The organism is Rubinisphaera italica, assembly GCF_007859715.1.
In the GTDB taxonomy this organism is placed as follows: domain Bacteria; phylum Planctomycetota; class Planctomycetia; order Planctomycetales; family Planctomycetaceae; genus Rubinisphaera; species Rubinisphaera italica.
On record NZ_SJPG01000001.1, the window covers coordinates 2,334,475 to 2,360,345 of the forward strand.

The 25,871-nt window shown below is 48.4% G+C and carries 21 protein-coding genes and 1 tRNA gene; 9 read left to right on the forward strand and 13 right to left on the reverse strand.

The genetic code is table 11. The features are described 5' to 3' along the window. Nucleotides 1–25: 25 nt before the first annotated feature. Together Pan54_RS08830 and Pan54_RS08835 are read right to left on the reverse strand one after the other, a co-directional pair. Complete coding sequence (locus Pan54_RS08830) at nt 26–856, reverse strand: class I SAM-dependent methyltransferase (protein WP_146503133.1); 831 nt, start codon at nt 854–856, stop codon at nt 26–28. A 253-nt stretch (nt 857–1,109) separates the two neighbouring features. Further along, on the reverse strand, nt 1,110–1,592 hold the full coding sequence (locus tag Pan54_RS08835; RefSeq protein WP_146503134.1) for a hypothetical protein: 483 nt from the start codon (nt 1,590–1,592) through the stop codon (nt 1,110–1,112). Between the two features lie 486 nt (nt 1,593–2,078). Between Pan54_RS08835 and Pan54_RS08840 the strand changes: the two genes are divergently transcribed. Together Pan54_RS08840 and clpX are read left to right on the forward strand one after the other, a co-directional pair. Next, a complete protein-coding gene (locus tag Pan54_RS08840; protein ID WP_146503135.1) occupies nt 2,079–2,396 on the forward strand; it encodes a hypothetical protein in 318 nt (105 codons plus the stop codon). 268 nt (nt 2,397–2,664) lie between these two features. Then, a complete protein-coding gene (gene clpX, locus Pan54_RS08845; protein WP_146503136.1) occupies nt 2,665–3,945 on the forward strand; it encodes an ATP-dependent Clp protease ATP-binding subunit ClpX in 1,281 nt (426 codons plus the stop codon). 89 nt (nt 3,946–4,034) lie between these two features. On the opposite strand, the gene Pan54_RS08850 is transcribed toward clpX, so the two are convergent. Both Pan54_RS08850 and Pan54_RS08855 read right to left on the reverse strand, forming a co-directional pair. After that, nucleotides 4,035–4,727, reverse strand: a complete 693-nt coding sequence (locus tag Pan54_RS08850; RefSeq protein WP_146503137.1) for a CPBP family intramembrane glutamic endopeptidase — start codon at nt 4,725–4,727, stop codon at nt 4,035–4,037. Nucleotides 4,728–5,271: 544 nt separating this feature from the next. After that, nucleotides 5,272–5,871 (reverse strand): hypothetical protein, encoded by a 600-nt coding sequence (locus Pan54_RS08855; RefSeq protein ID WP_146503138.1) that lies wholly within the window; start codon nt 5,869–5,871, stop codon nt 5,272–5,274. Nucleotides 5,872–6,077: 206 nt separating this feature from the next. On the opposite strand from Pan54_RS08855, the gene Pan54_RS08860 reads away from it, so the two are divergent. Together Pan54_RS08860 and Pan54_RS08865 are read left to right on the forward strand one after the other, a co-directional pair. Further along, nucleotides 6,078–7,436: a serine/threonine-protein kinase gene (locus Pan54_RS08860; RefSeq protein WP_165441680.1), complete on the forward strand. Its 1,359-nt coding sequence runs from the start codon at nt 6,078–6,080 to the stop codon at nt 7,434–7,436. Nucleotides 7,437–7,645: 209 nt separating this feature from the next. Next, nucleotides 7,646–8,413, forward strand: a complete 768-nt coding sequence (locus Pan54_RS08865) for a hypothetical protein (RefSeq protein WP_146503140.1) — start codon at nt 7,646–7,648, stop codon at nt 8,411–8,413. A 143-nt stretch (nt 8,414–8,556) separates the two neighbouring features. Here the strand turns inward: Pan54_RS08865 and dapB are convergent, their stop codons facing one another. The 3 genes from dapB to Pan54_RS08880 all read right to left on the reverse strand — a co-directional run bounded on the left by dapB (nt 8,557) and on the right by Pan54_RS08880 (nt 12,311). After that, complete coding sequence (dapB, locus tag Pan54_RS08870) at nt 8,557–9,363, reverse strand: 4-hydroxy-tetrahydrodipicolinate reductase (protein ID WP_146503141.1); 807 nt, start codon at nt 9,361–9,363, stop codon at nt 8,557–8,559. Between the two features lie 310 nt (nt 9,364–9,673). Continuing rightward, a complete protein-coding gene (locus Pan54_RS08875; RefSeq protein ID WP_146503142.1) occupies nt 9,674–10,864 on the reverse strand; it encodes a M24 family metallopeptidase in 1,191 nt (396 codons plus the stop codon). Between the two features lie 88 nt (nt 10,865–10,952). After that, nucleotides 10,953–12,311, reverse strand: a complete 1,359-nt coding sequence (locus Pan54_RS08880; RefSeq protein ID WP_146503143.1) for a hypothetical protein — start codon at nt 12,309–12,311, stop codon at nt 10,953–10,955. A 203-nt stretch (nt 12,312–12,514) separates the two neighbouring features. On the opposite strand from Pan54_RS08880, the gene Pan54_RS08885 reads away from it, so the two are divergent. After that, nucleotides 12,515–12,587 (forward strand) — tRNA-Phe (locus tag Pan54_RS08885). 82 nt (nt 12,588–12,669) lie between these two features. Here Pan54_RS08885 and Pan54_RS08890 read toward each other — a convergent pair. The 5 genes from Pan54_RS08890 to queG all read right to left on the reverse strand — a co-directional run bounded on the left by Pan54_RS08890 (nt 12,670) and on the right by queG (nt 19,278). Continuing rightward, nucleotides 12,670–13,224, reverse strand: a complete 555-nt coding sequence (locus tag Pan54_RS08890; RefSeq protein WP_146503144.1) for a hypothetical protein — start codon at nt 13,222–13,224, stop codon at nt 12,670–12,672. Nucleotides 13,225–13,456: 232 nt separating this feature from the next. After that, the gene (locus Pan54_RS08895) at nt 13,457–15,301 is read right to left on the reverse strand and encodes a M28 family peptidase (protein WP_146503145.1); all 1,845 of its coding nucleotides are present in this window, start codon (nt 15,299–15,301) and stop codon (nt 13,457–13,459) included. Between the two features lie 23 nt (nt 15,302–15,324). Next, nucleotides 15,325–16,989 carry a hypothetical protein gene (locus Pan54_RS08900; RefSeq protein ID WP_146503146.1) on the reverse strand — a complete coding sequence of 555 codons (1,665 nt, stop codon included), beginning with the start codon at nt 16,987–16,989 and terminating at the stop codon, nt 15,325–15,327. A gap of 109 nt (nt 16,990–17,098) precedes the next feature. Continuing rightward, on the reverse strand, nt 17,099–17,857 hold the full coding sequence (locus Pan54_RS08905; RefSeq protein WP_242631263.1) for a glycosyltransferase family 2 protein: 759 nt from the start codon (nt 17,855–17,857) through the stop codon (nt 17,099–17,101). Between the two features lie 230 nt (nt 17,858–18,087). Further along, on the reverse strand, nt 18,088–19,278 hold the full coding sequence (gene queG / locus Pan54_RS08910) for a tRNA epoxyqueuosine(34) reductase QueG (protein ID WP_146503147.1): 1,191 nt from the start codon (nt 19,276–19,278) through the stop codon (nt 18,088–18,090). A 137-nt stretch (nt 19,279–19,415) separates the two neighbouring features. On the opposite strand from queG, the gene Pan54_RS08915 reads away from it, so the two are divergent. The 4 genes from Pan54_RS08915 to nadB all read left to right on the forward strand — a co-directional run bounded on the left by Pan54_RS08915 (nt 19,416) and on the right by nadB (nt 24,441). Next, nucleotides 19,416–20,801 carry an alkaline phosphatase PhoX gene (locus tag Pan54_RS08915; protein ID WP_146503148.1) on the forward strand — a complete coding sequence of 462 codons (1,386 nt, stop codon included), beginning with the start codon at nt 19,416–19,418 and terminating at the stop codon, nt 20,799–20,801. Nucleotides 20,802–20,965: 164 nt separating this feature from the next. Further along, a complete protein-coding gene (locus tag Pan54_RS08920; RefSeq protein ID WP_146503149.1) occupies nt 20,966–21,814 on the forward strand; it encodes a menaquinone biosynthesis family protein in 849 nt (282 codons plus the stop codon). A 148-nt stretch (nt 21,815–21,962) separates the two neighbouring features. Further along, complete coding sequence (locus Pan54_RS08925) at nt 21,963–22,754, forward strand: SDR family oxidoreductase (RefSeq protein WP_146503150.1); 792 nt, start codon at nt 21,963–21,965, stop codon at nt 22,752–22,754. A gap of 43 nt (nt 22,755–22,797) precedes the next feature. Continuing rightward, the gene (nadB, locus tag Pan54_RS08930; RefSeq protein WP_146503151.1) at nt 22,798–24,441 is read left to right on the forward strand and encodes an L-aspartate oxidase; all 1,644 of its coding nucleotides are present in this window, start codon (nt 22,798–22,800) and stop codon (nt 24,439–24,441) included. On the opposite strand, the gene Pan54_RS08935 is transcribed toward nadB, so the two are convergent. Next, on the reverse strand, nt 24,427–25,803 hold the full coding sequence (locus Pan54_RS08935) for a TIGR01777 family oxidoreductase (RefSeq protein WP_146503152.1): 1,377 nt from the start codon (nt 25,801–25,803) through the stop codon (nt 24,427–24,429). The two genes, nadB and Pan54_RS08935, sit on opposite strands and share 15 nt — an antisense overlap. Nucleotides 25,804–25,871 lie beyond the last annotated feature (68 nt).

Genomic DNA, 25,871 nt, shown 5'->3' on the forward strand with positions numbered 1-25,871 from the left:
TGAGTAGTAATGAGAATTCTAGAGGTTAATCGATATCTGACGCTATTCGACGAAAAACATATTCGCTGCACCCAGTTCCGAGTAATCCCCATTTTGAAGGAGGGGATGGTTTTCCGAGAGGAAGTCGTTCAAAGCCGAGTTGACTGACAAATGTTTCGACTTCCTGCTGACTGGCCGATTCGTAAGGCCAGCCGCCGAGCCAGTCGCGGACATCGGTTCGCCAGTTCATCCCCCGTTCCTTATTATAGGTGTCTACATATTGTTGAAAACATTTTCCTCGAAATTTCATTGCCAGATAAAAAACGCTCATATAACACCATTCGAGCAGGCGTCGGATGAAGACGGGAGAAGAAGAGTAAACTTTTTTCTCGATTTTCCAGAGCGGACAAAGTCTTGTCTTTTCGTACAGAGCAATCGCAAAGATTCCATTGGGTTTGACATGCCGAGAGGCGTTTTCGACAGCCCGCCAGAGATTTCCCGTATGATGCAGGACTCCCCAACTATAAACGATGTCGTAGGCTTTCAGGTCCTCTTCGGTGAGCGTAAGAATATTTGCCTGCAGAAATTCCGCATTGTCAAACATCCCATATTCGGAAAAGACTTTTTGAGCCGTGCTGACGGAATGGGGATCGTAATCGATGGCCGTAATTTCAGATGCTCCGAGACGCTGAGCAGCCAAAGCATGCAAGCCGGAGCCACAGCCTATATCTAGAAAGGAGCGACCTTTGATGGCTTCCCGTCCACCCAGGAGATCCGACAATTTTGTGATCGCCTGATCAATGGACTCCTGATCGATCAGCCTTGAGAAGTCTGCCCAGTTCTGCCCGAATTCAAATTGCCCCGTACTTTTTTCCATAAATGATGCAGTTGGATTCTCTGACAGGGAAAAGAACCACGGATGGACACAGATTTCCACGGATGCTTTGGTTCATTATTCGTAACTGAGATTTTGGAAAACTCCAGTTATGAGTTTAACTCTATTGTTGTTTGAAGGTCGTCCCCTCGCTTACGCTTCGGGTTAAGATTATGGAGCCCAAATGTGATTTTCCTGGAGTTTGATGAAGACTTGATGAGCGTATCTCGACAATTCATCATACCATGAGTACTGCTTATTCCTGAGCCGAATAGCCTTCTGCAAATTCGAGGACCCAGAGATCGATCAGGTTGCTGAAAGAGTCGAGATCGAGTTCGACGAGTCTTTGGAAATGATTTCTGGCGAAGAGTTCTTTATTGCGGATAGTCGCTTTGGCGAGCAGATCGATCAGGTGTCCGGAAGAGAAGGGGCGAATGATCATCACTAACTGACTGTACAGACGATCGGCGTTGCCACGTTTCATGTGAATGTCATCCCGGCGAATCCTGGCTCCCCAGCCGGTTTCATCGATTATGGTTTCGTATTCAAAGCCTGGGAAGTGATCGATTATCTTTCTGAGGCAGGCTTCGATGTGGTCCGTCAGTTCCAATCGAGCCGAGGAATGCAGGGCTTTGAATTCCTCTTCAGTAGTGGCTTGGGCTGATTGCGTCTGTTGAACCTGCTCCTTGGTTCGTTTACCTCGGTCGATCGCTTTTTGTAGTCTCTGTTCAAAATCCATAACTTCGCCTGTTGATTTTCTATATTCCTTGTTCTGCCCCAATGTTTGCAATGCCACCCCGAATTGTAAACTGATTCGATCCGGGAAATCAGCCGGTAGTAAGTAAAAATCGGGAGGAAGTGCGAATAAATACACTGTATTGTTGGCGAAGTAGGTTGGGTTAGCGAAGCGTAACCCAACAAGAGTTGAGAAACCACAGAGTAGACTTAATGTCAGAAGCGTTGGGCTATGCGTTCCGCTAACCCAACCTACAAACGGTGGCTACTATAAATTATTCGTGCTTTTCCGTGTCCATCCGTGGTTCTAATGATTCGATGCTGTGTAACCCGCTCTCGAAATCGGGATTGAATTCCTGAATGGACTCGCAATAATGGGAAAACTGACAACATCGTGGTAATTTCTACTCCGAAGTGAGGCCGCGATTTGTAAGCTTTGCGTTAAGTCTGCTCTTGTGTTTGTTTTAAGTCTGGAAAGGACTCGAGCCCGATGGAATTACTGGCTGCTCGAAACTTAACGGATTTACTACAAGCTACCGCTGGTCAATGGGTCCTGCTGCTCATTTTCATAGGTCTGCTGATTGGACTGATTATGTGGGTTAGATCCATTCTTTCTGAGAGTGAAGATACTACGAACGTCGACCACGATATGCTGACCAGTATGACAGAATTGCAACGAAGGGGTGAGTTGTCGAGCGAAGAATACCGATCCATCAAAGGTCGGCTTGCATCGCGCCTGCAACTTGGTCCATCAGCCAAGGAGCAGACGAAACCAGATTCTGGAAAGGATTCAAAATCTGTTTCGTGAGATCCTGGTGAAAACATTCTCCTAGAATCGTTTTTACAACTTTCAGGATTTGGCACGAGGGTTGCATAGTAGACATTTCGGAAATCGCGAGAGTCCTCTCGGTTTCCATCTCCAGGGATAGAGAAAACAGACGCCCGACTAGAATGGTCGATGGTCAAATACCGTGAACTGAGAACTCTGAATCGGAGGCAGCAGTCTCAGTTCCACTCCAGGATAGAATCGATTTCCGATCAAACGCGATTTGATCGCAGTCAAGTAAGGATAGCCCATGACCTCCGGTACAGATTTCACTTCAGGTAAACGACAAAGCAGTAGCAAGAAGCACGCGAATTGTTCTTTCTGTGGAAAGAGTTATCGCGAAGTTGGTCCACTTGTGGAAGGGCCAGAAGATGTCTTCATCTGCGAAAACTGCATCGATCTTTGTCAGTCGATTTTAACTCAGGAACACAAACGCCGGGGTGATTCCCAAACTCTCTTCAAGAAAGTTCCCGCTCCTCGCGAAATCGTAGGACATCTCGATCAATATGTGATTGGCCAGGAACGAGCCAAGAAAGTGATGTCCGTCGCTGTTCACAATCACTACAAACGACTGATGAACCACGCCAGTGATGAATCCGATGTGCAGATCGAAAAATCGAACATCCTGTTCGTTGGACCGACCGGTTGTGGAAAAACCTTGCTCGCCAAAACACTCGCCACTTACCTGCAGGTGCCTTTCGCCATTGGTGATGCCACCACGCTGACCGAGGCCGGCTATGTCGGGGAAGACGTTGAGAACCTGCTCCTTAAACTGCTGCACGCTGCCGATTTCGATATCGAAGCGGCTCAGCGGGGGATTATCTTCATCGACGAAATCGACAAGATTGGCAAAACGAGCCAGAACGTGTCGATCACTCGTGACGTTTCCGGAGAAGGCGTTCAGCAGTCTCTGCTGAAAATGCTCGAAGGAACGGTTGCCAATGTTCCACCTCAGGGTGGTCGTAAGCATCCTGAACAGCAATATATTCAGGTCGACACCTCTAATATTCTGTTCATCTGCGGCGGAACCTTTGTTGGACTTGAAGATATCATCGCCAAACGTCTCGGACGTAAGATGATCGGCTTCAATTCTTCCTCTGTTGAAAGTCAGGAAGCTCAGCGGGATGCGTTGCTTGCTCAGGCTGAAGTCGATGACATTCTGGAATTCGGCTTGATTCCAGAACTGCTCGGACGATTGCCATTGCTGAGCACTCTGTCTCCTCTGCTCGAAAAAGATCTGGTCAAGATTCTGGTTGAACCGAAGAATTCCATCGTTAAGCAATACCAGAAACTCTTCTCCATGGAAGATGCGACTCTCGAATTTACCGATGAAGCTCTGCAGGCGATTGCTCACAAAGCCGCCCAACGCGAAACCGGTGCTCGAAGCCTGCGATCTGTTCTTGAAGGAGTTGTCTTCGACTTGTTGTACGATCTCCCAGACCAGGGTCATGGCAAGAAATACTTGATCACCCCGGAAATGGTTCGCGGCGAACAGGAAATCGTCGCCATCGGAGATTCTGCAGCTGCTTAATAATATGTAATTTCAATTAAACTTCACAAAGGCCCTCAGTAAAACGAGGGCCTTTTTTTGCGTTTGTAATCAACGAGTTTGATCATCTTTCAATCAACCTCAGCACCAGAAGAGGCCAGCATCAGCATTAACATCGAAGCATTAAAAAATGCATGGGCTAGCACGACGCTCCAGTAACTTTTGCGTTGAATTTGACTCCAGGCCAGGCATAACGCTAACGGCATCAATTGCAGGGCATCGTATTTTCCATGGCCCAGGCAGAAGAGAATAGAGATCACAAGAGCAGCCACACGTTTCAAATTTTGTTCCGAATATCCTGAGGCTCGCAACTTTTCCATGAGTCCATTGAGTAACAGAATTCGAAACAGCAATTCTTCAAATAACGGAGCGACAACGACTGCTCCCAAGCCAATTAAACCGACCAGCAGATAATCCTTTTGTTGATCGAGCATTTGCAGCAGTACATGTTGTGTCTCAGGAGTTTTCCAAAGAAGTGAGAGGAGTAGCATCAGGAATGTGGGGGCAAAAGCCATGACAAATAGCTGAAACCCGGATTTCAATTCTTCGACCAGCGTCTCGACCCGAAAATAGTCTGACAGATTGCCAGTTCCTGGTGAGACTTTCCAAAGAAAGATCAGCAGGCTTGTCACACAAGCCGGCAGCAACGTGGTCAGCATAAACAAACCTGAATAATTCGGATCAGTACTTTTTGGGGCTTCTGCAGTCCCAGATAGCAAGTTCGATGTGACTTGCAGAATCACCCAGAAAATCGCCAGCCACATTGGCGCTGCTGGAATAGGAGACCGGATTTGCGGATTCACACGAAAACAGACTGGAGTGGATATTCCCTCATTCGAAAAACGTTCGAGCGACCATTTTACCCAACGGTAAAGGCTCAGGAAGAAAACAATATAGATGAAGATGGAGACCAGGTTCTGTAGGAAGTGTTGCAATGCGATATGAATTTCATAGAGAGAAGTAAGTTTTGCCAGTGTGGACTGTCAAATTGAAAGCGAACAATCAGGTTTGTTGTAGAAATAGTCAAATGATTAATAAGAAAAAAAACAGCAAATGAACGCAGAGTTTTATCATCCGCGTTTATCCGTGCCACCAACGAAAAATGTTTTGTGGCTTGTGCAAAACTTTGAAAACAATCAATTGGGGTTCGGCGATCTGATCAATCCAGCTGGGCCGGGAATTCTCGTAGGGAAGTCATAAATTCAGATTGTCCAGAATTGAACAACAATCTCTTGCTGTGCTTGGACGGCTTGGCGGCTCATAACTTCAACCGATTGGCTGTTCTAATCACGCGTACTTTTGTCCTGCTTAGGGAATGTTTTTCAATTGTATCTGCGCGGGAACTGATCCACGGTCGGCGGCCAGCTGAAAATAGATTTTTGCTAATCGGGGATTATTGTCATCGACCGCCTGTAAGGCTTTTTGATAATAAGTCTCTGCCAAACTTGAGGAATAGGTCGTTGGCTGAGACTTGGTTATTGGATATTGTGTCCGTAATTTTCGCTGAACAGGATTCACATCAGCGGTTTGGCGAAAACGATGAATGTGCATATTTGAAGGAGATTCACTTTCGAACGTCAACGGCAAACTCTGCTCACCCTGCTGTAAAAGTAAAGCGTCCATCTCTTCAAAATCATGGATATACGCGGAAACCGAAACCGACTGATGTGTGAGCGATCGAGAAGTACTGGAACCGGGTGGCCAGGTTCTTGAATGAAAACGAGAATCGCGAGCTGTTCCCAGACTTCCCAGATGAGTCGTGCCCCGATCTGGGACACTGACAGTGCTATTGATAGAAAATCGTGAGACGACTGGTTGTTGAACTGTGACGGATTGAGCCTCAGTTTCTGGAGTCGTGATTAGAATGAAAAGGCACATTGCAGTGAGAGTGAGTAATCTGTAACTCATTGTTCCTCCAGAAAAAATCCGCTACGAGAGCATTTTATCCTACAGGATCGATATGGTTTTATGGTAGGATAACAGACATTCATCATTCGATATGTTCAGCTGATCTTAACATATACCCCTTTCATTATTGATCACTTATGGATCCTTTTCAAAGTCTTCATGAAAATTTGTCTGGAATTGAATCGACTTTTATCCAAGAGGATTCGATGCCAGGTGAACTCGAAATGACGATGGATCGCAGTCGAGAACTGGAAGCTCCATTCTGGGATTCTCATCGCCCCTCCGATCATGCGAACTTGCAACTGGCAGAATTGCATCATGACGATGATGAGTGTGATCAAGTGATTGGCCGACGCTTTTCCCGATATCGCTGCGATGCCTTGCTGGGGCGTGGAGGAATGGGGCGTGTCTATCTGGCCTATCACAGTCAACTCGGTCGCCCTTGTGCGTTGAAAATCAGCTCTCCTTCAGCAACTCAAAATTATCAGTCGAATTGGCTGGCAACACTTCAGGAAGGACGCTCTGCAGCGAAACTCATCCATCCTCACATCGTAACCGTTCATGCGGTTGGAGAAGAGGCCGGACGCTATTACATTGAAATGGAACTGGTCTCAGGAGGTTCGCTCAGAAACTGGATCAAACAGCAGGGGGCGATACCTGCATTGAAGGCGCTGCAGTGGATTTCCTCGATCGGCAGTGGAGTCGATTTTGCTCACCGACATGGAATTCTTCATCGGGATATCAAACCGGATAATATTCTCATCTGCAGCAGAGGGCAGGCGAAACTTGCCGATTTCGGTTTAGCGCGACGCAACGATCTGCCCGATGCGTTACCGCATGGACAAATCATTGGCACGTTGCCCTATCTGGCCCCCGAAGTCCTGCAATCGGGAGAGCATACTACCTCAAGTGATGTCTACGCTCTGGGGATTTCACTTTATTATCTGCTGACTGGCCAATTGCCATATAACGGAAAGTCATATGCTGAAATTGCTCATCGAATCCTGACGACCAAGCCATACGATTTACGGGAGTTGCAACCCGAAATTCCCCTCAATGTGGCGGAATGTGTGACCTCGATGATGTCAAAGGATTCGCTTTCCCGCCCGAACAACGGCACCGCAGCCTGGCATCTGGTTTCATCAATACTCGGGCAGATGCGAGATGTTGATACAATCTTAACAGAGGCTCTCGGACATGACTCCGCGGTGTCCTGGATACGTTGTCACGAAAAATATCGTCTGACTGTCCAACTACCCGATGGACGTAAGCAACGAGTTTTTGTGGAGAGTAGTAATCACAAAAACGACGAAAAATTGCTGCTTATTTATAGTATTTGCTGTCCAGCGACGGATTCTTTCTACGAAACGGCATTACGGTTAAATTCGGAATTGTCGCACGGTGGGCTGGCCATCCGGGAAATTGAGGGAGTTTCCCATTTCGTCATGGTGGATACCTATCCGCGTGGAACGGTTGATCCGGAAGAAGTCCGCAAAAGTGTGAGACTGGTGGCTGAAACTGCCGATTCGGTCGAAAATCAACTGACAAATGCCGATCTGAACTAACAGCCTGACCTGCAGATTGGACTCATCTTCTCGATAATTCATCATGAGCCTGAATAATCGGACATGAAATGTCGTCGGAAGGCCTTGCACTGACATAACTCTGCTCAAGATATTGACCAGACGTCTGCTATCTTGATAATTTAATAGACATAACTAACGATATTTTGCATTCAGGGGTCAAGACTCTGTCCTGACATTTGAGGATTCTCATGAGATTTCAGTTGATATTTGCATTTGCCACCCTGGTTGCCTTGGGCACTACAACGAACCTGCATGCACAGGGTGATGAAGGTTTCTCCAGAAAAGTTCGTTCCGAAACTCAGGGGAATGAGCGGAGTCGCCAGAGTTCTTTGATCGTGATGGAAGTTGATATGAAGCCATTACGTTTGATTTGGGTTGACACTTTAAATCCTCAGAGCGGACAATTAGAGCCTCAGATGTACATCTACTTGTGCTATCGAGCCATTAACCGTCCTATGGCAACGCCAAGTATTCGCGAAGCAGAACCTCAAAATCTGGCTGATCCTGAACCTAGCCCTCCCTACTTCATTCCAGAATTTACACTTGTAACCGAAGATACTCCTGACAAAAGGGCTGTGACTGATCAAGTATTGCCACACGTTCAGGAAGCAATCAATCAGAAAGAGCGTCGCAAATTTAAAAATTCGATCACCATTGTCGGACCAGTACCACCGGCTACAGACGAACAGGCTAACGACCAGAATGCCTTGTATGGTGTCGCCATTTTTCCTGGAATTGACCCGGCGGTCGATCGATTCACCGTCTATATGTCTGGGTTTTCAAATGGTTACCGAACCGTTCAAGGTCCGAATGGCGAAACTATTCTTGAACGTAAGACCATTAAACAGGAATTCTGGCGACCGGGTGATCAGTTCGATCCCGAATCTCCCGAGTTCCGATTTCAGGGGGATCCCCAATGGATTTACCGCCCGGATGCACCTCTCATAGAAGAATAGTTATTCTCAGCTAATGATTTTCAGGCGAGCCGAGTCAGTCATGACTCGGGTACGTTCGAGGGAGTATTTGCAAGATCGGTCGCACAATGAGCGTGACGACACCCGTGCCATAACTGGCACGGCTCGCCTTCGCAAGAATCTCATTAAAACCCAAGGACATCATCCATCGTGTAGAGTCCCGGTTTTTGTCGCGAGAGAAAACAAGCGGCATTGACGGCTCCGACAGCGTAACTGTCCCGGTTGTGACCGCGAACATTGACTTCCAGCGTTTCTCCGAGCAACCCGAACACAATACAGTGCTCGCCGACATTGTCTCCTGTCCGCAATGCGTGATACCCAATTTCAGTCTGCTTACGCTGACCGGTTCGACCATGCCGTCCGTGTACATGCTCTGTTTGTCCAAGTTCTGCAGCGACTATCTCTCCAAACTTGAGAGCCGTGCCGCTAGGAGCATCTGCTTTGTAACGATGGTGCCGTTCGACGATTTCGACATCGACCCCATCCGGCAAATCCTTCAACGCCCGGGCTGCTTCCCGCACGAGTTTCATTCCCAGGTTGACTGCTGTGCTGGTGTTGGGAGCAATTAAAAGAGCTGTCATCTGGCTTGCAGCCAGTACTTCTTTTCGTTGATCCTCAGTCAAGCCAGTCGTCGCCACCAGCAACGGAATTTGTCGTTCGCCACAGATTTTTGCAATCTTCACGCAGGCTTCAGGAACTGAGAAATCGATCATGACATCCGGGGCATCAATAAATTCGTCGGCACGAGTCAGCGGAACATCAATGTTTCCCACACCAGCCAACTGACCAGCATCCTGCCCCAGCAGGGGAGAGGAGGGGGAATCGAGTGCGAGACTGACACGATGCAGGTCACCAGCCTGGGCAGCTTTCACAATCATCCGCCCCATACGACCAGCGGCTCCATGAACCCCAATTTTTACAACATCCGACATAACGCCTGTTCCCACTTAAGAAGACCCATTTCCTGCTATTCAAAGTAAAAATAGCGTTTTAAGGACGATCTCTCCAGTGAGTCAGCATAATCATAGAAGCACTGATTCAACAGGTGAGCCGGGTCAATCATGACTCGAAGGGTGGCACTGGCTCTGCCAGTGTACTGTAACTTCAATGTTGGTATCGACTTGAATTGTCGAAGCCAGTGGCACATAACCAGAAACTTAAAACAGAACGATCCACTAAGGGCAGGGTGGCAGGGGGCGCAGCAAAGCGGAGCCCCCAGAATCTCATTGATCAATGAGAAACTCAACCAATAATTTCAATCTCAGTCTGCACCGGGCCACCTGTCACATGCACATTGGAAGTACGATCAATAAAGACATCGACCTCACTGCGAAGGCCGAAATTGTCGAGATACAATCCAGGTTCGATTGTAAACAGGGCTCCGGGAATCAGGAGTCGTTCTTCGTGCATTTCGTAGTCGTCCAGATGAGCACCGTTACTGTGAACTTCCTGCCCGAGACTATGCCCCGTGCGATGCAGAAAATACTCTTCCTGACCAGCCTCGGAGATTACCTTACGAACCTGATGATCGACTTCCCAACCCGCGAGTGGTTCACCGGCTGCCATTCTCTCTTTAACGAGCTCAATCCCAGCATCTCGGGCGTCTGTGACAATCTTGAAAGCGTGTGTGTATTCGTCGGGTAGCTCTTCACCCACGTAAAACATACGGGTTAAATCGCTGTAAATCGCTCCTGGCTGCTTCCCTTTGCACCACATGTCAATCATCACCAGATCGCCCGGCTTAATCGTTGTCGCGGCTCCTGCACCGGTTTCATAATGAGGAAAGCGATTATTCGGCTGCCGGGCAACAATCGGTGGCGAGTAGGTCGTCATATTGTGATCGGCAAAAAACGACATGATTCGATCGCGAACCTCAATTTCGTTTGTCGAACCTTCACTGGAAATCTTATCGGCAATGAATTGGCTGGCCATCGTGAATGCACTCGTGGTCACCTCATTGGCTTCCAGATGCATTTGCCATTGAGCCTCCGATAAGCAGGCATCAAAGTGCTGAATCAAATCTCCCGAAGAGACAACATCCGGCCCACATTTGCGGATGAGTTCAATGGTTCCTGCATCCACTCGTGAAATATAGGGATTACTGGCATCTGGGGCATATTCCATTGCCAGAGTAGGAACAGTCGACAAGGTGTGATGCAAAATATCGTGCAATTCCCGCCAGCTGCGATAGATTTTTTTCAGACCAGGCAAACTATCCAGAGCATCGGTCTCGATACCATGCACAATCCGCACCGGCTCTCCGCTTGCAGGCACGAAATAAAACCAGCGTCGAGAACCGGCATGGTTTTCCGTCAGCCCCAAAACCGACCGAGCCAGTGGATTCGTCCCCCGGAAATCGTATAACAACCACCCACGCAGACCAGCTTCAGTAATTGCCTGTTGAAGTTTAGCGATGAGATCATCTGAGGACATAAGTTATTTCTCGCTACATTTTAAGAACTCTACAAGCACGATGCGCAAGTGAGTGTGTCGATTTTATGTTATCGACTCAGGTAAAAAACTATCGAAACAGCAACCGAGCCGTTTTTACGGTCTTGGGATCCGTCTCTTCCAATTGAGCCAGATACTCTCCTGCTGAAACAACAAATTGTGGAACTTCAGCTGCAGGATCTTCAGGCCGTTGTTTTTCACAGGCAATCAGATAGCCAACGATAGCCCGTTTAATCGCAGGGACGTCGTATGGCTCGGAACCATACATCTCTTTTAATTTCGGTAGAAGTGACCAGTCTTCCCAGCGAGCCAGATCGATAATCACCAGATCAGCCAGGTCAGGATGCTGCAGCAGAATCCGCATCGAACTGCGGAGCCGTTCTTTATCAACTGTGCCGGGAGCATATTCCCAGAGGAATTTCAACGATTGCAAGGTCGCAAATGTTTCGCTGAAAGGAACCGGGCTGGGAGATTTCAGAGAAGGTTTCAGCTTGGTTTCTTCCAGAACATTCAAGCCTTCCTCACCAGCGAGCAGAAGATATCCAGCCATGATTCCATCGATTCCCAAGCGGAAATCTTCATCGTTGGAGACAACTTTTTCTTTCAACTGAACCCGATCGGAATCATCACCGCATAATCCCAGAAGTAAACCGTACAGGCCAAGTCGCGTTACAGAAGTTTCCTCACTGAAAACCCACTGACGCACTTTTTCCCTGGGGAAGGATTCCCGGACGGCTGCAATCGTATCATATGGGGCATTGGCGAACTCCGCGTAAGCATCGTCTGCAATCAGAGGATCTTTGGCTTCGAGGAAGTTGACGTAGTACCGCAAACGTTTTTGAGGATCATTCTCCGGTCCCGGTACATTCTTTACGTATTCAAAGCCTTCTTTGGAAATATCGAGAGGCGAAAGCCAATTCATTTCCGTGGGTGCTGTTGTAAATGAAACCGGGATGAGAATTGGAGTTTGAGCGGGCTCTTCGACAGGAGTGAGACCAAATGCGCCAACTTTCAGCCGTTTTTCCAGCAATCTGGTGGAGACACTTAAGTCCTGCGACCCAACAATCAAAGAGAACTGCCCAGCTTCGCCGGGATAATATTCTTTCAGAACAATCAACTGATCAATTGTGACAGCATTCGTATCGGGTGATTTGATAATTTTTTCAATGCGATAAGTCGTCGTCCCTGGCGTACCGGCATCAAAGTCGGGAGGAGTCCCTTTCGTCCATTCCGCGATTACTGCTGCATCCGACTGGGCAATTTGCTCGGCCAGCGTTAATTGCGGGGCATTGCAGAAGGGGCAACTGTAAGCCGTTTTGACAGTGGCGGAGATCACCATCAGGCAAACGGCAACTAATGCCATTGTCCGCATGGCGAACCGTGTCGCTGAAAATGTGTCAAACTGAGGAACTCGTATGTTGTGTCGCATGATCGACTCCATCGCTTTGGGAAAGTAGTTCAATACATCATCTTGTCAAAAAATGTTGGCAAGAACAAGATCACTCGGCTAGCGGAAGAATGTACAGACTGGACAGGGGAGGTGTTTGTCTCAAAAAAGTTAGGATTCTTCGATTGCAAGCCAGAAGCGGATGCCGTATAAAGTGTTCCCCGTTGCTGATCGCCAGCAACTTCGGACGGGTAGCTCAGTTGGTAGAGCACAGGATTGAAAATCCTGGTGTCACGGGTTCGATTCCCGTCCTGTCCACTTTGAGTGGTTATGTAGCCAGAGGAAAAACGATTTGTTTTTTCTCTGGCTTTTTTTATTGGTTCAGGGAGGATCGTGTTTCTTAGCCTTTGGATTGCTTCAAAACCGGCATTTCTTCGCCTGTGATGGGATTGAGACGTTTGATCTCCACAATTTTCCACTGCCCCTCTTCACGCTGCCAGGTCAGTTCCCAACGTGTGGCGGCATGACCTGTGTAGGAAACATTCCCAACTGAAACTGTTCCATTGGCTCGAAAACGACTCAGTGCCCGGGAATTCTGAGCAGTCATTTCGACGGATAAATCGCTGACATGCATATCTTCATGAATGTCCGCCATCGTTAATCCGGTCAAAGCCAGTGTCCGTAACGCGACCTGTCCTTTGGAAATTGATTCGACGACAACTGGAACCTTATTATCGATACAGGCCTCGACGACTTGATGCACTCTCAATTCGACTTCTTCACTTGAAGTGACAATTGCCTGCTCAAGAAAATAAGCTCCCGCCGAGCATGCAAACAGAATGAGGGCCAAAATCCAGTCCCGCCCCAAGCCTCTCTGCATCGCTCGACCGAGAAAGATGCCTCCCAAAATGAGAAAGAGAATCACGCCCGGCCAGGGATTTTCAGTGAACCACATTGTCGCGCTTTCGTGGATAAAAATATTCTGAGAGGATGCAGTGACAATTCTCGATTATTGAATGCAGAAGAACACCGCAATCATTTTATGTGTGAAAAACCGCTCTACGAATTTCTCACTTATAAGCTTACAAATTAGAACCACGGATGGACACGGATAAGCACAGATAATTGAAATCCGTGTATTTTCGTGTCCATCCGTGGTTCATTATTAGGTTGAATAACTTTTGTTGTTACCGAGGTTTATCGAGCTTGATCGTTGTTTCGACAATTTCACCATCGCGTTGTAGACGAACGGAAATTTTATCTCCTGCAGAACTCGAGTCAATCAGTTTCCAGAAATCTGCCCGGCTACTGATTTGAGTATCTTCCGCAAACACGATGACATCGCCTGCTTGCAGCCCCGCTTCATGAGCCGGGCTGTTTTCGATGACATTCAGAATCTGCAGGCCTTTTACTTCTGCATTCAGAGCAGGGGTGATCCCAACGGAAGGTCGACCGCCGGCATGCCGTCCGACCTGAATGTGAGCTTTGTTTTCAATGTAATCGGGTCGTTCAGAGGCATTCGCCAGATTTAATACCAGCGTTTCCAGCACATTAACGGTGCGACGGATTCCCTGAATGTTAATCTCGTCGACATCATCTGTCGGACGATGATAATCCTCATGCAGACCTGAAAAGAGATGCAGAATAGGGATCCTTTTTTCAAAGAATGGGGCATGATCACTCGGTCCGAGGGATTTTTCTTCACGGAAAAAGTTCAATTCGGTTCGTTTCTCAATTTCATCCAGCCACGGTTTCCAGATGTGAGAAGATCCGACGCCGAAGACGGTCAACTTTTCATCGGCCATGCGTCCGACCATATCGAGATTGATCATCGCGATCGTATCCTGCAGCGGATAGAGCGGGGCTTGTACATAATGTTTGGATCCCAGCAATCCCCGTTCTTCAGCGGCGAACCAGATGAAAACGAGCCTACGGTCCAACTGTCCGGAATATTTAGCGAGCCGTTCAGCTAGCGTCAACAAGGCGACGCTACCTGAAGCATTGTCGTCTGCTCCATTATGGATGGCATTGGTTCCGGGAGCGAGAGAACCATAAGTCCCCCAGCCGACGTGGTCGTAATGGGCTCCGATGATAATGGTTTCACGAATGTCGGCATCACGAGGTTCCATCACCGCAATGACGTTTCCGGTTTGCGTATTGGAAAAATCCATGTCGGCTTGGCCAGTCAGCTTGACGCCTTGCAACTCTTGACTGAGCGGTTTCATGTCCTGATCGATCTGGGCTTCAATCGCTCCCAGTTCCTGACCGATCCCAGCTTGTAAAAGTCGATTGGCGGCTGAGACGGTGATTTGGAAAACGGGGATTTCCTCAGCCTTGGCCGAACCACCGTAGCCGAATGCAAACAAATCATCGCCTGCTTTGATCGTCGAAAGAGGATCGTTTACAAACAATACCGCAATTGCGCCACGTTCTTTGGCGTTTTCTAATTTGGAACGGAGTCCTGCCCGATTGACATCAATAATGCCCTGTTTATTGACGTAGAGGCTGCCATTTTTTTTCTGTTGGGGCACCCGCCGCATGATTAAAGCGACTTTGCCTTTGAGATCGATTCCTGCGAACTCATCAAAATTGTGTTCCGCATCGTCGATGCCGTATCCACAGAATACGACTGGAGCGGTGAAGGCTCCATTGCCGCCGAATGCGCAGACTCGAAAATCTTTATCGATTTCCAAGTCTCCATTCTCGATTCCGGGAATCTGAAGTTTGTTCTGCTCTCCCAGTTCGGGACGTCCCGCGATAGAAAATTCCTGATAGCCATCCTCTTCAGCCTGTGGAAAAGTGAAGCCGCTTTTTTTGAGGCGATTACGCAGGAATTCGGAAACTTCCATGAGCTGTTCGGAGCCGGTATCACGTCCTTCCATCGCATCGGAGGCGAGATAGCTGATGTCCTCAAAAATCTGCTGTTCTTCCTCAATGATTGGGGTTTTATCACGTCGCTCGGCTTGTGCGATCTGCACAGAGACCACTATCGTCAAAGCAAGAATGAGCGGAGAATTTTTGGAAATGGTCATACGATCTTATACCTTCTGGTCATTTACTGCTCAGTGATCTGGTTGAATTTTTCCTGCATTTTTTGCAGTGTTTCCAAAGGATATAAACAAAACGGATATTCCCGGTCGGTTGCGACTGCTCTCTGTTTTGCGAGATGTTCGGCCTGTTCGAGTTGTTTATCCAACTGCTGAATCGGTTCTGAAGCCAGTTTCAGTAACTGCTCACGAATTTCCTCAAAACGATAATAACGTTTTTGATTCTCAGGAGTTCTCAAGCGACGTTCGCGGCGACTTAAACCCGTCGTGCTCGCCGCTTTTTGCTCGCTGATCAATTCTTGCTTTTCCAGCAGCAAATCGCGAGCGTCACTCTGTTGTTCTTCCGATAAAATCGTTTCTGGATTCTGTTCTGCTCGTCTCAATTTCTGCTTCAACTCAGAGATTTCGTCTTCTCCAGTCACTGGAACATTCTGCAGAGGTAGCCAGACGGTTCCCGAGGCTACCTGAAAATGAGGAGGTTTCATCTGGAAATAGAGACGAATAATTTCATCTGTCACTTCATCATATTTCGCACCGCCGATGCCGTGAATGAACCAGTCCGCCAGAAATAGTCGCATGTATAAAGTTGTGATTAATGCCCGGGTTCGAATCCGAAATCCCTGACTGGAAATCTCCTGCAGAACGACCTGTAAACTTTCCGAAGTGCAGGTCGATTGAGCAGGTAACTTAAGAGACCAGCCGGCATGATTCGTCAGCGTCCAGTTCTCATTTTGCCACAAGAGATACAAACCATGTCGCTGCGGATGCTCTGCTGACCAGATCCAGAACGGAAGTTCGATTTCATGCTCTTTGAGAATCAGATCGGGCATTGGATGCGAATTGTTTTTTAGGCCGTAACGTTCACGATAACTTGCCAGTGCCTGGTTGTAAGCCGAGCAAAACTTGCGGGCATCGCAAATGATGTGTGCCAGAAAACTGTGAAATGAATCCGTTTCCGCCAGGTCCGTCAGGCGAAGTTCCTGATTCGAAATCCCAAGTTCTCGCTCAACGCTTTGACGCCCGGCGATCAGTCCATCGACGATATCACCTGACGATTTCACATGTTTCGAGACGGATTGCCAATAAGCATCTACCACATTTGGCTGCTTCAATGGGCTCAGTCGTGCTTGAACACGTTCAGGAAAAGAATCGAATAACTGACGATTCCGGATACCTATTTCCTGCCAGGGAATTCCAATCGGCCAGTTATCAACCACGATCTGCTGTTTTGTCAAACTTTCGTTTTTCTCAGTGGGAATGGAGATCCTTCGCGATTTCACCGTGTCCGAATCGATCGTAACATGCATGCCGACTCCGCCCACGAGTTTGGCGACATAATCGACCAGCATGTTTTTGATTAGCACGCCGGGATGAATCAACTCGGGTTGATGACCGGTGAGAATCCAGAGTTTTGAAATCAAAGAGCCATGATCAGCACAATGACAGGATTTTCGTTCGACAAGTTCTCTACGCGCCTCAGTCCGCCACTGGCTGAGAGTTTTTTCCCAGATTTGAACATCTGGATTATTAAGCAGACTTTGATTTTCGGAGATCAAATTGGGTGTGAAAGACAATGCAGGCTCAATCAAAAATTGCCCATCACCTCGCGGCACACGATAATGTGTGGTCGATACTTCTGCTTCGGAATTCTGTAGAACCGCGTCTGTCATCACGTTGGAGCGTTCCCAGTCTTCCGAATATTAAAATCGATCGTAGGTCAGGCACTGCCTGACTTGATTAACAATTGTTGTCGAAGTTCGTCAGGCAGTGCCTGACCTATATTTATTCTAGTGATGTTCCCTGCAGAACAGGGAGTTGACCACATTTGCCTTTCAGGCGATCCAACTCTCGCGAAATGATATCCTGATAATGAGCCATCCGACGTTTGGAATCATCCAGTGAGCCTCCGAAAGATCGTTCCTCTTCCAGATAAATTCTCGGGACGGCAAACTCTTCGATTTTCAAGTTCTGACAAGCCGCCTGAATCCAAAGTTGTAACGGCATCGCGTAGCCGGTTTCCGTCAGATTCAGTTTGGCCAATGCCTCCGTGCGATAGGCTTTGAAGCCGCAGAAGGTGTCGGTCAGTTCCAGGCCAAGTTGTTCATTCAACTGAGCCGTAATGGAACGATTGATCTGACGCCGATCTTCCGGGGCGGCAACATCACCCGCGAACGTATCAAGGTACCGACTTCCGGAAACAATGTCGATGGGTGCAAACTCATTGCGGAATAAGGCTTCGATCATTTCGGGAATTAACTTCGGCTGATGCTGGCCGTCGCAATCGATGGAAATAATTGCATCGATCCCTTTTTCGACAGCAAAATCGAATGCGGAAATTAACGCGGCTCCATAACCCCGGTTTTCAGGATGACAAATCAGAGTGATGTCGTCTCTCTCCTGAAGATATTCCCGCGTTCCGTCTGTCGAACCGTCGTCCACAACCAATATGTTTTCAGCGTATTGAGAAACTTCATCCAGAACTTCCCGAACGTGAGAAATTTCGTTGTAGACAGGGAGGGTGACATACCAGTTTGACATCATGGGTTCCAATCTGTGGAGAGTCTTTCGCCGACACTTCAAGTGAAATAATTGAAATCCGATATGATCATAAATGAGCGGGTGGCGGGGGCGCCCCGCTTCAGCGGAAGCCCCCGGAACTAAAATTTCGGGGGCTTCTCTTCGAGAGCGCCCCCGCCACCCAAGTCGAATTTCAAATCACTCATGCGACGGTTTTTCTCGAGTGTTTCATTCTAGACCGGATCAAACCTGAGTCAAACTGCTTCGAAATCAATTTCGTCTGAATTATTGTCCAGTTGTGAGAGTGTGGCTTTCAACTGATTCAAAACAATTTCTTCCTGCTCAATACAAAGTTGACTCTGTAAAATCGCTATCGTTTCAGCATTTTCCAACTTTCCTAATGCCCAGACAACCGCTTCGCGTACCAGTGGAGACTCATCCTGCAACGCATCGACGAGATGCTGGACAGTTTCGCGAGAGCCAGAATTGCCAATAACGACAGCCGCATTGCGAGCCAGGGCATTGCGTCCGGTCCGCTCCAGAGGTGTGCCTCGGAACTTGGTTTTGAAGGTTTCAGGCGTCATCGCGAGAAATTCGATAGCATCCGGCAGGTTGACTTGAGGCTCAAACTTTTCTTCCCGAGTCTGCGGAGCTTTTCGATTCCAGGGGCAGACTTCCTGACAGATATCGCAGCCAAACATCCAGTCTTTCAGACCGGGGCGAATCTCTTCGGGTATCGATTGATCTCGCATTTCGATGGTGTAATAGGAAATACATTTCGTCGCATTGAGCACGTAAGGCTGGACAAAGGCATCTGTCGGGCAGGCGTCAAGACACCTCGTGCAGGTACCGCAATGAGAGGAGTTGTGAGGCTCATCGGGCGTCAATTCGACATCCGTCAGCAATGCTCCCAGGAAAAAGTAACTGCCAATCGATTTGTTGAGTAGCATTGTATTTTTGCCGAACCAACCCAGACCGGCCTGCTGAGCAAAATCTCGCTCGAGTAATGGCGTTGTGTCAACCACTGCCCGCGTTTTGCTTTCAGGGACCGCTTTATGAATTCTTTGAGCGAGAGTCTTTAATGAAACCTTCATCACATCGTGATAATCTTTTTCCCCTCGGGCATAGCGGGCGATTTGACCAATCCTGATTTCTTCCTGTTCAACATTTCGCTGCGGGTCATAGCACATGGCCGTCATAATCACGCTGCGGACAACCGGAAGAATATGGCGAGGATGTTGATAGGCTTCCCGTCGACCGGGGATGTATTTCATGTCTCCGGCATAACCAGCTTCCACCCACGATTCAAAATGAGGCAAACTGACAGGAGAAACCGCCGGGGCAATTCCCACAAGCTCAAACCCGAGTTCCCGAGCCGACTCTTTGATGTGATCTGTCAGGTTTGCAGGCATGGATTTGAATAGGAGCGTTCTAATAAGAGGCATCACAGAATTATTTTAAGACGTATTTCTGCAATGGTGACATTGCATTTTCCACATCGTTTTTGCATATCATACTGGTTCTGATTTTCAGAAGCATTCATGAAATTGAGCATTCAGACTTTTAGATTAAAGTGAAACCCATGTCCCAAACCAACCGACGCCAATTTTTGAAACACTCACTGGCTTCAGCCAGCGGGATTTCACTTGCTCAAATGTTTTCCTGCTTCGGCTTTGCCGCTCAAAAAAATCAGGCTCGTATCGATAGTTCATTACAGCCCGTTACAGATGATTTTACAGGTTTGCCTTTGCTCAAGCTGCCGGAAGGTTTTACGTATCGTTCCTTCGGGTGGACTGGTGAGAAGATGTCCGATGGCATTAAAACCCCCGGCGCTCATGATGGTATGGCTGTTGTGAAGGAAGATGAGTCGACAATCACACTGATTCGTAATCATGAACTCAGTTACAGTGGAAAAGCATTCGGAAACCCTGAATATGCCTATGATGCTCAGGGACCTGCAGGCTGTACGACGCTTGTTGTTGATCGCAAGTCCGGCGAATTACTCAAAAGTTATGTCAGTTTATCGGGAACTTCCCGCAATTGCGCAGGTGGCCCAACCCCGTGGGGAACCTGGCTCACGTGCGAAGAAACTATTTCGTCACCCCAAGATTTATTCGTTGCTCCACGGATCAATACATTTCAACAGACTCACGGCTGGGTTTTCGAAGCCAATCCAGATCAGAATTCCCGCCCTGAACCGATCAAAGACATGGGGTGCTTCTGGCATGAAGCAGTAGCCGTCGATGCGAAGACGGGAATCGTTTATCTGACCGAAGATCGAAAAACTGGCGGGTTTTATCGATACCTTCCTTCAACACCAGGAAAATTGGCTGAGGGTGGGGAACTGCAAATGCTCTCCCTGACTGCTCATCCTGACTTTGATGCCAATCAGGTTGATGGACAAATATTTGATACGTCCTGGGTCACAATCGATAAGCCTCATCAGGGACATTCTCCTGGAACAAGAGACACTCTGGGAGTCTATAAGCAGGGAACCGCCCAGAAAGCGGTAACATTTGATCGCGTCGAAGGTTGCTTCATTCAAGAACGAGCCGTTTATTTCAGCTGTACAGAAGGTGGACGCGAGGGATGCGGCCAAATCTGGCGATATTTGCCTGATGAAGAACAACTCGAATTGGTTTATGAGTCGAAGGATCCCAAAATATTGAATATGCCTGATAATATTGCGGTTCATCCAAACGGAGCTGTCGCAATTTGTGAGGACAGCAATGCAAAACTCCAGAGGATGCATTTTTTGACGAAGCAGGGCCAGCTTAAGCGTTTTGCGGACAATAATATGATTCTCAACGGCGAGCACATGGGTCTGAAGAAAGATTATCGTAAACAGGAGTGGGCCGGAGCGACCTTCAGTGCAGATGGCCAAATCATGTTCGTAAACATTCAAACTCCCGGCGTGACTTTTGCAATTCGAGGGCCGTGGCAGGACTGGTTAAATAGTGTCTCTTGAATCTGCGTCAATTCGGCTCGATTGCTTTCCGGCTGTTCAATAACTACCGTGCATAATGATCTGATGATCGTGAAGATGGTTTGCGCACATTTTGAACGGAGTTTCTGTTAAAATGTGTGCCTTAACATAATAAATATTATTTTGCAGGATTGTGGCAGCAGGCGATGGCAGACGAAGAAAAGATTTTGATCCAAGTGGGGCACAGCCCCGATCCCGATGATGCATTCATGTTCCACGCGTTGGCAAACGATAAAATCGACACGGGTCGATATCGTTTCACACATGAATTGCAGGATATCGAAACGCTCAATCAGCGAGCGTTCAAAGGTGAACTCGAACTGACAGCGGTCAGTTTGCATGGCTACGCTTATTTAACAGATCAATATGCCCTGTGTGCCTGCGGGGCCAGTATGGGCGATAAATATGGTCCCATGGTTGTCGCCCGAGAAAAAATGGCGATTGAAGATCTGAAGGGCAAAACAATTGCCATCCCCGGAAAACTGACCACCGCATTTCTGGCACTGCAATTGATTCTCGGCAGCGAAGCGACTTACGTCGAACACGAATTTGATCAGATTTTGAATCTGGTCGAGCGTGGCGAAGTCGATGCTGGATTAATCATTCATGAAGGTCAATTGACCTACGGAACTCAGGGACTTTCTTTGATTGTCGACGTTGGACAATGGTGGTACGAAGATACCGGCCTGCCACTTCCACTTGGCGCGAACGCAATCCGCCGCGATTTAGGTCGCGAAGTGATGGAAGAAGTGACCGCCTATTTGAAGCAGAGCATTCAGTACGGTCTCGACCATCGAAAAGATGCTCTCGAACACGCGATGAAATACGGACGTGATCTCGATACTCAGTTGACTGATAAATTCGTCGGCATGTACGTCAATGACTGGACTCTCGACTTCGGCGATGTCGGCCGGGAAGCAGTCAAGGTGTTGCTGAATCGTGGTTACGATCAAGGTATCATCAGCAAAAAAGTCGAACTCGACTTTATCGGCTAGATTGCACAATGTAGGGTGCGTCTTGACGCACCGTGCTGCAGATGTGGAGATTTCATAGTGCGACAAGACGCACTCTACAAAATGGCTATATCTGTCTCCAAAATATTTTTTGAACGAAGCGTTTATCTCGAAAGTGAACCGGCATCTCATGGCGAATTCAGCAGAGTATCTTCAACAACTCTTTGGGCTTCAGGGCAAAACGGCCGTCGTGATTGGCGGCACCGGAGTGCTGGGGGGAGCCATTTGCGATTGTCTGGCTTCCGCTGGAGCTTATGTTGTCGTTGCTGGGCGTTCTGCTGAATCGGGAGCAAATCGAGTTAAAGAAATTGAATCCGCAGGTGGATCTGCAGAGTTCATTGCCGCAGATGTCACCTCCGCAGATGATATTCAGTCTTTGCTGGATCAATGCGTTTCATCCGGTCACATTCCCGATATCCTTGTGAACGGGGCAGGCGTAAATGCGGCGACTCCATTTCTCGAAATCACTCAGGAAGAGTGGGATCGCATTTTTAATATCAATCTGGGATCGGTACGAACTGCTTGTCAGATATTTGCGAAGTATTGGCTCAATGAAAAACGACAGGGATCGATCATTAACATCGCTTCGATGTCTGCAATCGTCCCGCTTTCTCGTGTCTTCACATACTCGGCTTCGAAAGCAGCGGTGTTGAATCTGACGAAAAACCTGGCTCGGGAATGGGCAGAAGATGGAATTCGCGTGAACGCTTTATCCCCTGGATTTTTTCCAGCAGAACAGAATCGCAAAGTTCTCACACCCGAACGTGTCGAGTCGATTATGAAGCACACACCAGCGAATCGGTTTGGAGAAGCACACGAATTGGCAGGAGCCGTTCTGCTGCTTGCATCCGATGTTGCGGGCAGCTTTATCACAGGTGATAATCTGGCTGTTGACGGAGGATTCTCCTCGATGACGATCTGATGTTAAAATCAGATTCTTTTAGTAATTCTCCCGGACTAGCCGATTGAAAACTGAACTGACACTCCCGTTAAGTGGACGCTATCTCGTCAACTTTCATCCCAAACGGATTCCGCACGCGTTCACCGATGTGCTGATTATCGGCGGGGGAATTTCCGGGATGCGAGCCGCTCTCGCGACTGATTCCAGCCTGCACTCAATTATTCTGACAAAAGGGAAGGTTGAACTTTCCAACAGTTGGAAAGCACAGGGCGGTATTGCAGGAGTGCTTGATCCTGAAGATCATGTCTCCAATCATGCCCGCGACACCATCGCTGCGGGCAAGGGGATGTGTGATGAAAAAACCGTTGAAGAGATCACCTCTGCAGCTCCCGAGATTATTCGCGACCTGATTTCTTACGGTGCCAACTTTGATCAATTCGAAGGCCATCTCGCATTGACGCAGGAAGGTGGTCACAGTCACCGACGCATCATCCATGCTTTAGGGGATGCAACCGGCCGGGAAATCATGCGAGCGATGATTCATCGCGTAAAAGCCGTGACCGACTCGCAGATCTGGGAGCAGACCTTCACGATCGATTTGCTGACATACAACGGCACCTGCGTTGGAGCTTTGGTCTGGAATCCGTATCACGGCAAGACCTTCATCTGGGCCAAGCAAACCATTCTGGCAACCGGCGGAGCAGGGCGGCTCTATCGTGAAACCACCAATCCGGAAATTGCGACGGGCGATGGTCACGCAATTGCGTTTCGAGCCGGGGCAAAACTTCGCGATATGGAAATGATGCAGTTTCATCCTACGGTGTTGTATATCGCAGGGGGATCACGACATCTGATTTCCGAAGCCGTTCGCGGTGAAGGCGCTCATCTGGTTGATGTAAACGGCTATCGCTTCATGCCCGATTACGATGCAGCAGCCGAACTGGCTCCGCGAGATATCGTCAGCAGAGCGATTACTGCTCAAATGAATAAAACCCGACAATCAAGCGTCTATCTCGACTTGCGACATCTTGATCGAAAACTGGTGGAAGAACGCTTTCCGAATATTGCCGAAGTCTGTTCTCAGTTCGGACTCGACCTGGCTGTCGATTTGATTCCCGTTCGCCCAGGTGCTCATTACATGATCGGCGGCGTGGTGATCGATCATGAAGGTCGTACCACAATCCCGGGTCTGTTTGCAGCCGGTGAAGTCACTTCGAGTGGATTGCATGGCGCCAATCGTCTTGCCTCAAACAGTCTGCTCGAAGGTTTGTATCACGGTAAAGCAGCCGGTTTGGCGGCTTCGCGGGAAGCAGCCAAAATTTCCGATCATTTTTGTGCGATGCCAATCCAGGGAGATGAACCCCGACAAGCAATGGATCAAACCGATCTCGATCTGACCGATATTCGCAACTCACTATTGAGTCTGATGTGGCGTCAGGCAGGTATCTGGCGCGATGCTCAGGGCTTGAACGACGCTTTGAAACAGGTCGAGTTCTGGGATCGATATGTCTCGCGTCAGCAGTTCGTCAATGTTGATGGCTGGTCCCTGCAGAACATGCTCCTGGTCGCTCGATTACTATTGGTCTCTGCTCTTGAAAGAACCGAATCCCGCGGCGTCCATTACCGCTCCGACTTCCCCGAGACTCCCGATGAACCAGGCAAGCACATCAATGTTTCTGCAAATTTCCCGATTTCAAAATCGCCCTAACACCTGTCGCAGTGTCTGTTCCAACGTTTCTGTCTGAAAGCGATACCCGTTTTCCAGAAGGATTCGCGGTTGAACACGGGTGCTGTCGAGAAGTAAGGGTTTGCCCATTTCGCCGAGCATCATTTTGACAGCGATCGAGGGAAGTGGAGCAATGGTAGGACGATAAAGGACTTTGCCCAAGGTTTTGACAAATTCCCGGTTCGTCGTTTCCTGGGGAATGACCGTATTCACGGGACCTTCAATCGATTCTTTCATCATGCAGTAGTGATAGATACCAACGACATCGTGAATGGAAATCGTACTCCAGTATTGAGAGCCGGGACCGACAACTCCGCCTCCACCTAATTTGAACGGAGTCAGTAGTTTCTGGAGAGCCGCTCCGGCTGGAGTTAGAACGACTCCGACTCGAGGATGAACGACTCGAATTCCAGCCAGTCGAGCGGGCTCGGCTGCATCTTCCCATTCCCGTCCGATTTCCGGCAGGAACCCGACTCCTGAAGTCGACTTTTCAGTAAGAACTTCGTCGCCTCGGTCGCCGTAATATCCAATGGCTGAAGTCGATATGAAAACGTCCGGTTTGTTTTCCAGCGAAGCCATCGTGTTCGCCAACAATTTTGTTGACTGGACACGGCTTTGAATGATTGTTTCCTTGTACTCTTTCGTCCAACGATGATCGGCAAGTCCAGCCCCACCTAGGTGTATAATGGCATCTATACCTTCCAGCTTTTCACGATCAATTTCGCCAGCTTTGATGTCCCAGAAAATTGCTTGGGGATTGCTCTCTGCCTCGGCTTTATCACGTACTAGTCTGATAACTTCATGTCCGCCGGTCCGAAGGAACGAGACGAGTGAGGTTCCAATCAGTCCTGAAGAGCCCGAGATTAAAATTCGTTTTCGCGGGACTTCCCGCCACTCATAATGAATATCAAGTTCGGTCGCCGTTCGTGCATGACGGTATGCGAACATCGCATCGAGTTTACTGGTTGCGAATGAAGAGCCGAGTTTACCAAGAGGCCCGAAGGGCAGCTCATTGGTAATCTCATCAGTCATTTCGCAGGTTGTCTGGTCGATCGGTCTAAAAATATGCCGATGTTTCCACGATGCAAACGGTCCGGAAACCTGCACGTCCTGAAATTCTCTTCCATCCTGGAAGTCCGTGTGCTCCGCAACCCATTTCTTACGAGTTGGTCCCATGGGAACGGTCATAATGACCCGTTCCCCGACCTGAATCCCATTCGATTCTTGAAGAATCCGGATGTCTTCCCAGGGAGGCAGCAGACGATAGAGCGCTCCCGGTCTGGCATGCCAGTCAAAAGCAAATTGAGCAGGGACATTCAGTCGAATTGTTTTCGTGAATCGCATGGGATCTCGAAATAAATGTTCGTAACAATAATTAAAAACATACAAGCACGAAGCCTAAGCGAGTGAGT

Bases quoted from the DNA above. Each gene is read 5' to 3' on its own strand.
- Pan54_RS08830 (WP_146503133.1), bottom strand. From the start codon at position 856: ATGGAAAAAAGTACGGGGCAATTTGAATTCGGGCAGAACTGGGCAGAC.
- Pan54_RS08840 (WP_146503135.1), top strand. From the start codon at position 2,079: ATGGAATTACTGGCTGCTCGAAACTTAACGGATTTACTACAAGCTACC.
- Pan54_RS08920 (WP_146503149.1), top strand. From the start codon at position 20,966: ATGGCAGACGAAGAAAAGATTTTGATCCAAGTGGGGCACAGCCCCGAT.
- Pan54_RS08865 (WP_146503140.1), top strand. From the start codon at position 7,646: ATGAGATTTCAGTTGATATTTGCATTTGCCACCCTGGTTGCCTTGGGC.
- Pan54_RS08905 (WP_242631263.1), bottom strand. From the start codon at position 17,857: ATGATGTCAAACTGGTATGTCACCCTCCCTGTCTACAACGAAATTTCT.
- Pan54_RS08860 (WP_165441680.1), top strand. From the start codon at position 6,078: ATGCCAGGTGAACTCGAAATGACGATGGATCGCAGTCGAGAACTGGAA.
- Pan54_RS08915 (WP_146503148.1), top strand. From the start codon at position 19,416: ATGTCCCAAACCAACCGACGCCAATTTTTGAAACACTCACTGGCTTCA.
- Pan54_RS08880 (WP_146503143.1), bottom strand. From the start codon at position 12,311: ATGCGACACAACATACGAGTTCCTCAGTTTGACACATTTTCAGCGACA.
- Pan54_RS08895 (WP_146503145.1), bottom strand. From the start codon at position 15,301: ATGACCATTTCCAAAAATTCTCCGCTCATTCTTGCTTTGACGATAGTG.
- clpX (WP_146503136.1), top strand. From the start codon at position 2,665: ATGACCTCCGGTACAGATTTCACTTCAGGTAAACGACAAAGCAGTAGC.
- Pan54_RS08890 (WP_146503144.1), bottom strand. From the start codon at position 13,224: ATGTGGTTCACTGAAAATCCCTGGCCGGGCGTGATTCTCTTTCTCATT.
- queG (WP_146503147.1), bottom strand. From the start codon at position 19,278: ATGCCTCTTATTAGAACGCTCCTATTCAAATCCATGCCTGCAAACCTG.
- dapB (WP_146503141.1), bottom strand. From the start codon at position 9,363: ATGTCGGATGTTGTAAAAATTGGGGTTCATGGAGCCGCTGGTCGTATG.
- Pan54_RS08875 (WP_146503142.1), bottom strand. From the start codon at position 10,864: ATGTCCTCAGATGATCTCATCGCTAAACTTCAACAGGCAATTACTGAA.
- Pan54_RS08855 (WP_146503138.1), bottom strand. From the start codon at position 5,871: ATGAGTTACAGATTACTCACTCTCACTGCAATGTGCCTTTTCATTCTA.
- Pan54_RS08850 (WP_146503137.1), bottom strand. From the start codon at position 4,727: ATGTGGCTGGCGATTTTCTGGGTGATTCTGCAAGTCACATCGAACTTG.
- Pan54_RS08935 (WP_146503152.1), bottom strand. From the start codon at position 25,803: ATGCGATTCACGAAAACAATTCGACTGAATGTCCCTGCTCAATTTGCT.
- Pan54_RS08835 (WP_146503134.1), bottom strand. From the start codon at position 1,592: ATGGATTTTGAACAGAGACTACAAAAAGCGATCGACCGAGGTAAACGA.
- Pan54_RS08925 (WP_146503150.1), top strand. From the start codon at position 21,963: ATGGCGAATTCAGCAGAGTATCTTCAACAACTCTTTGGGCTTCAGGGC.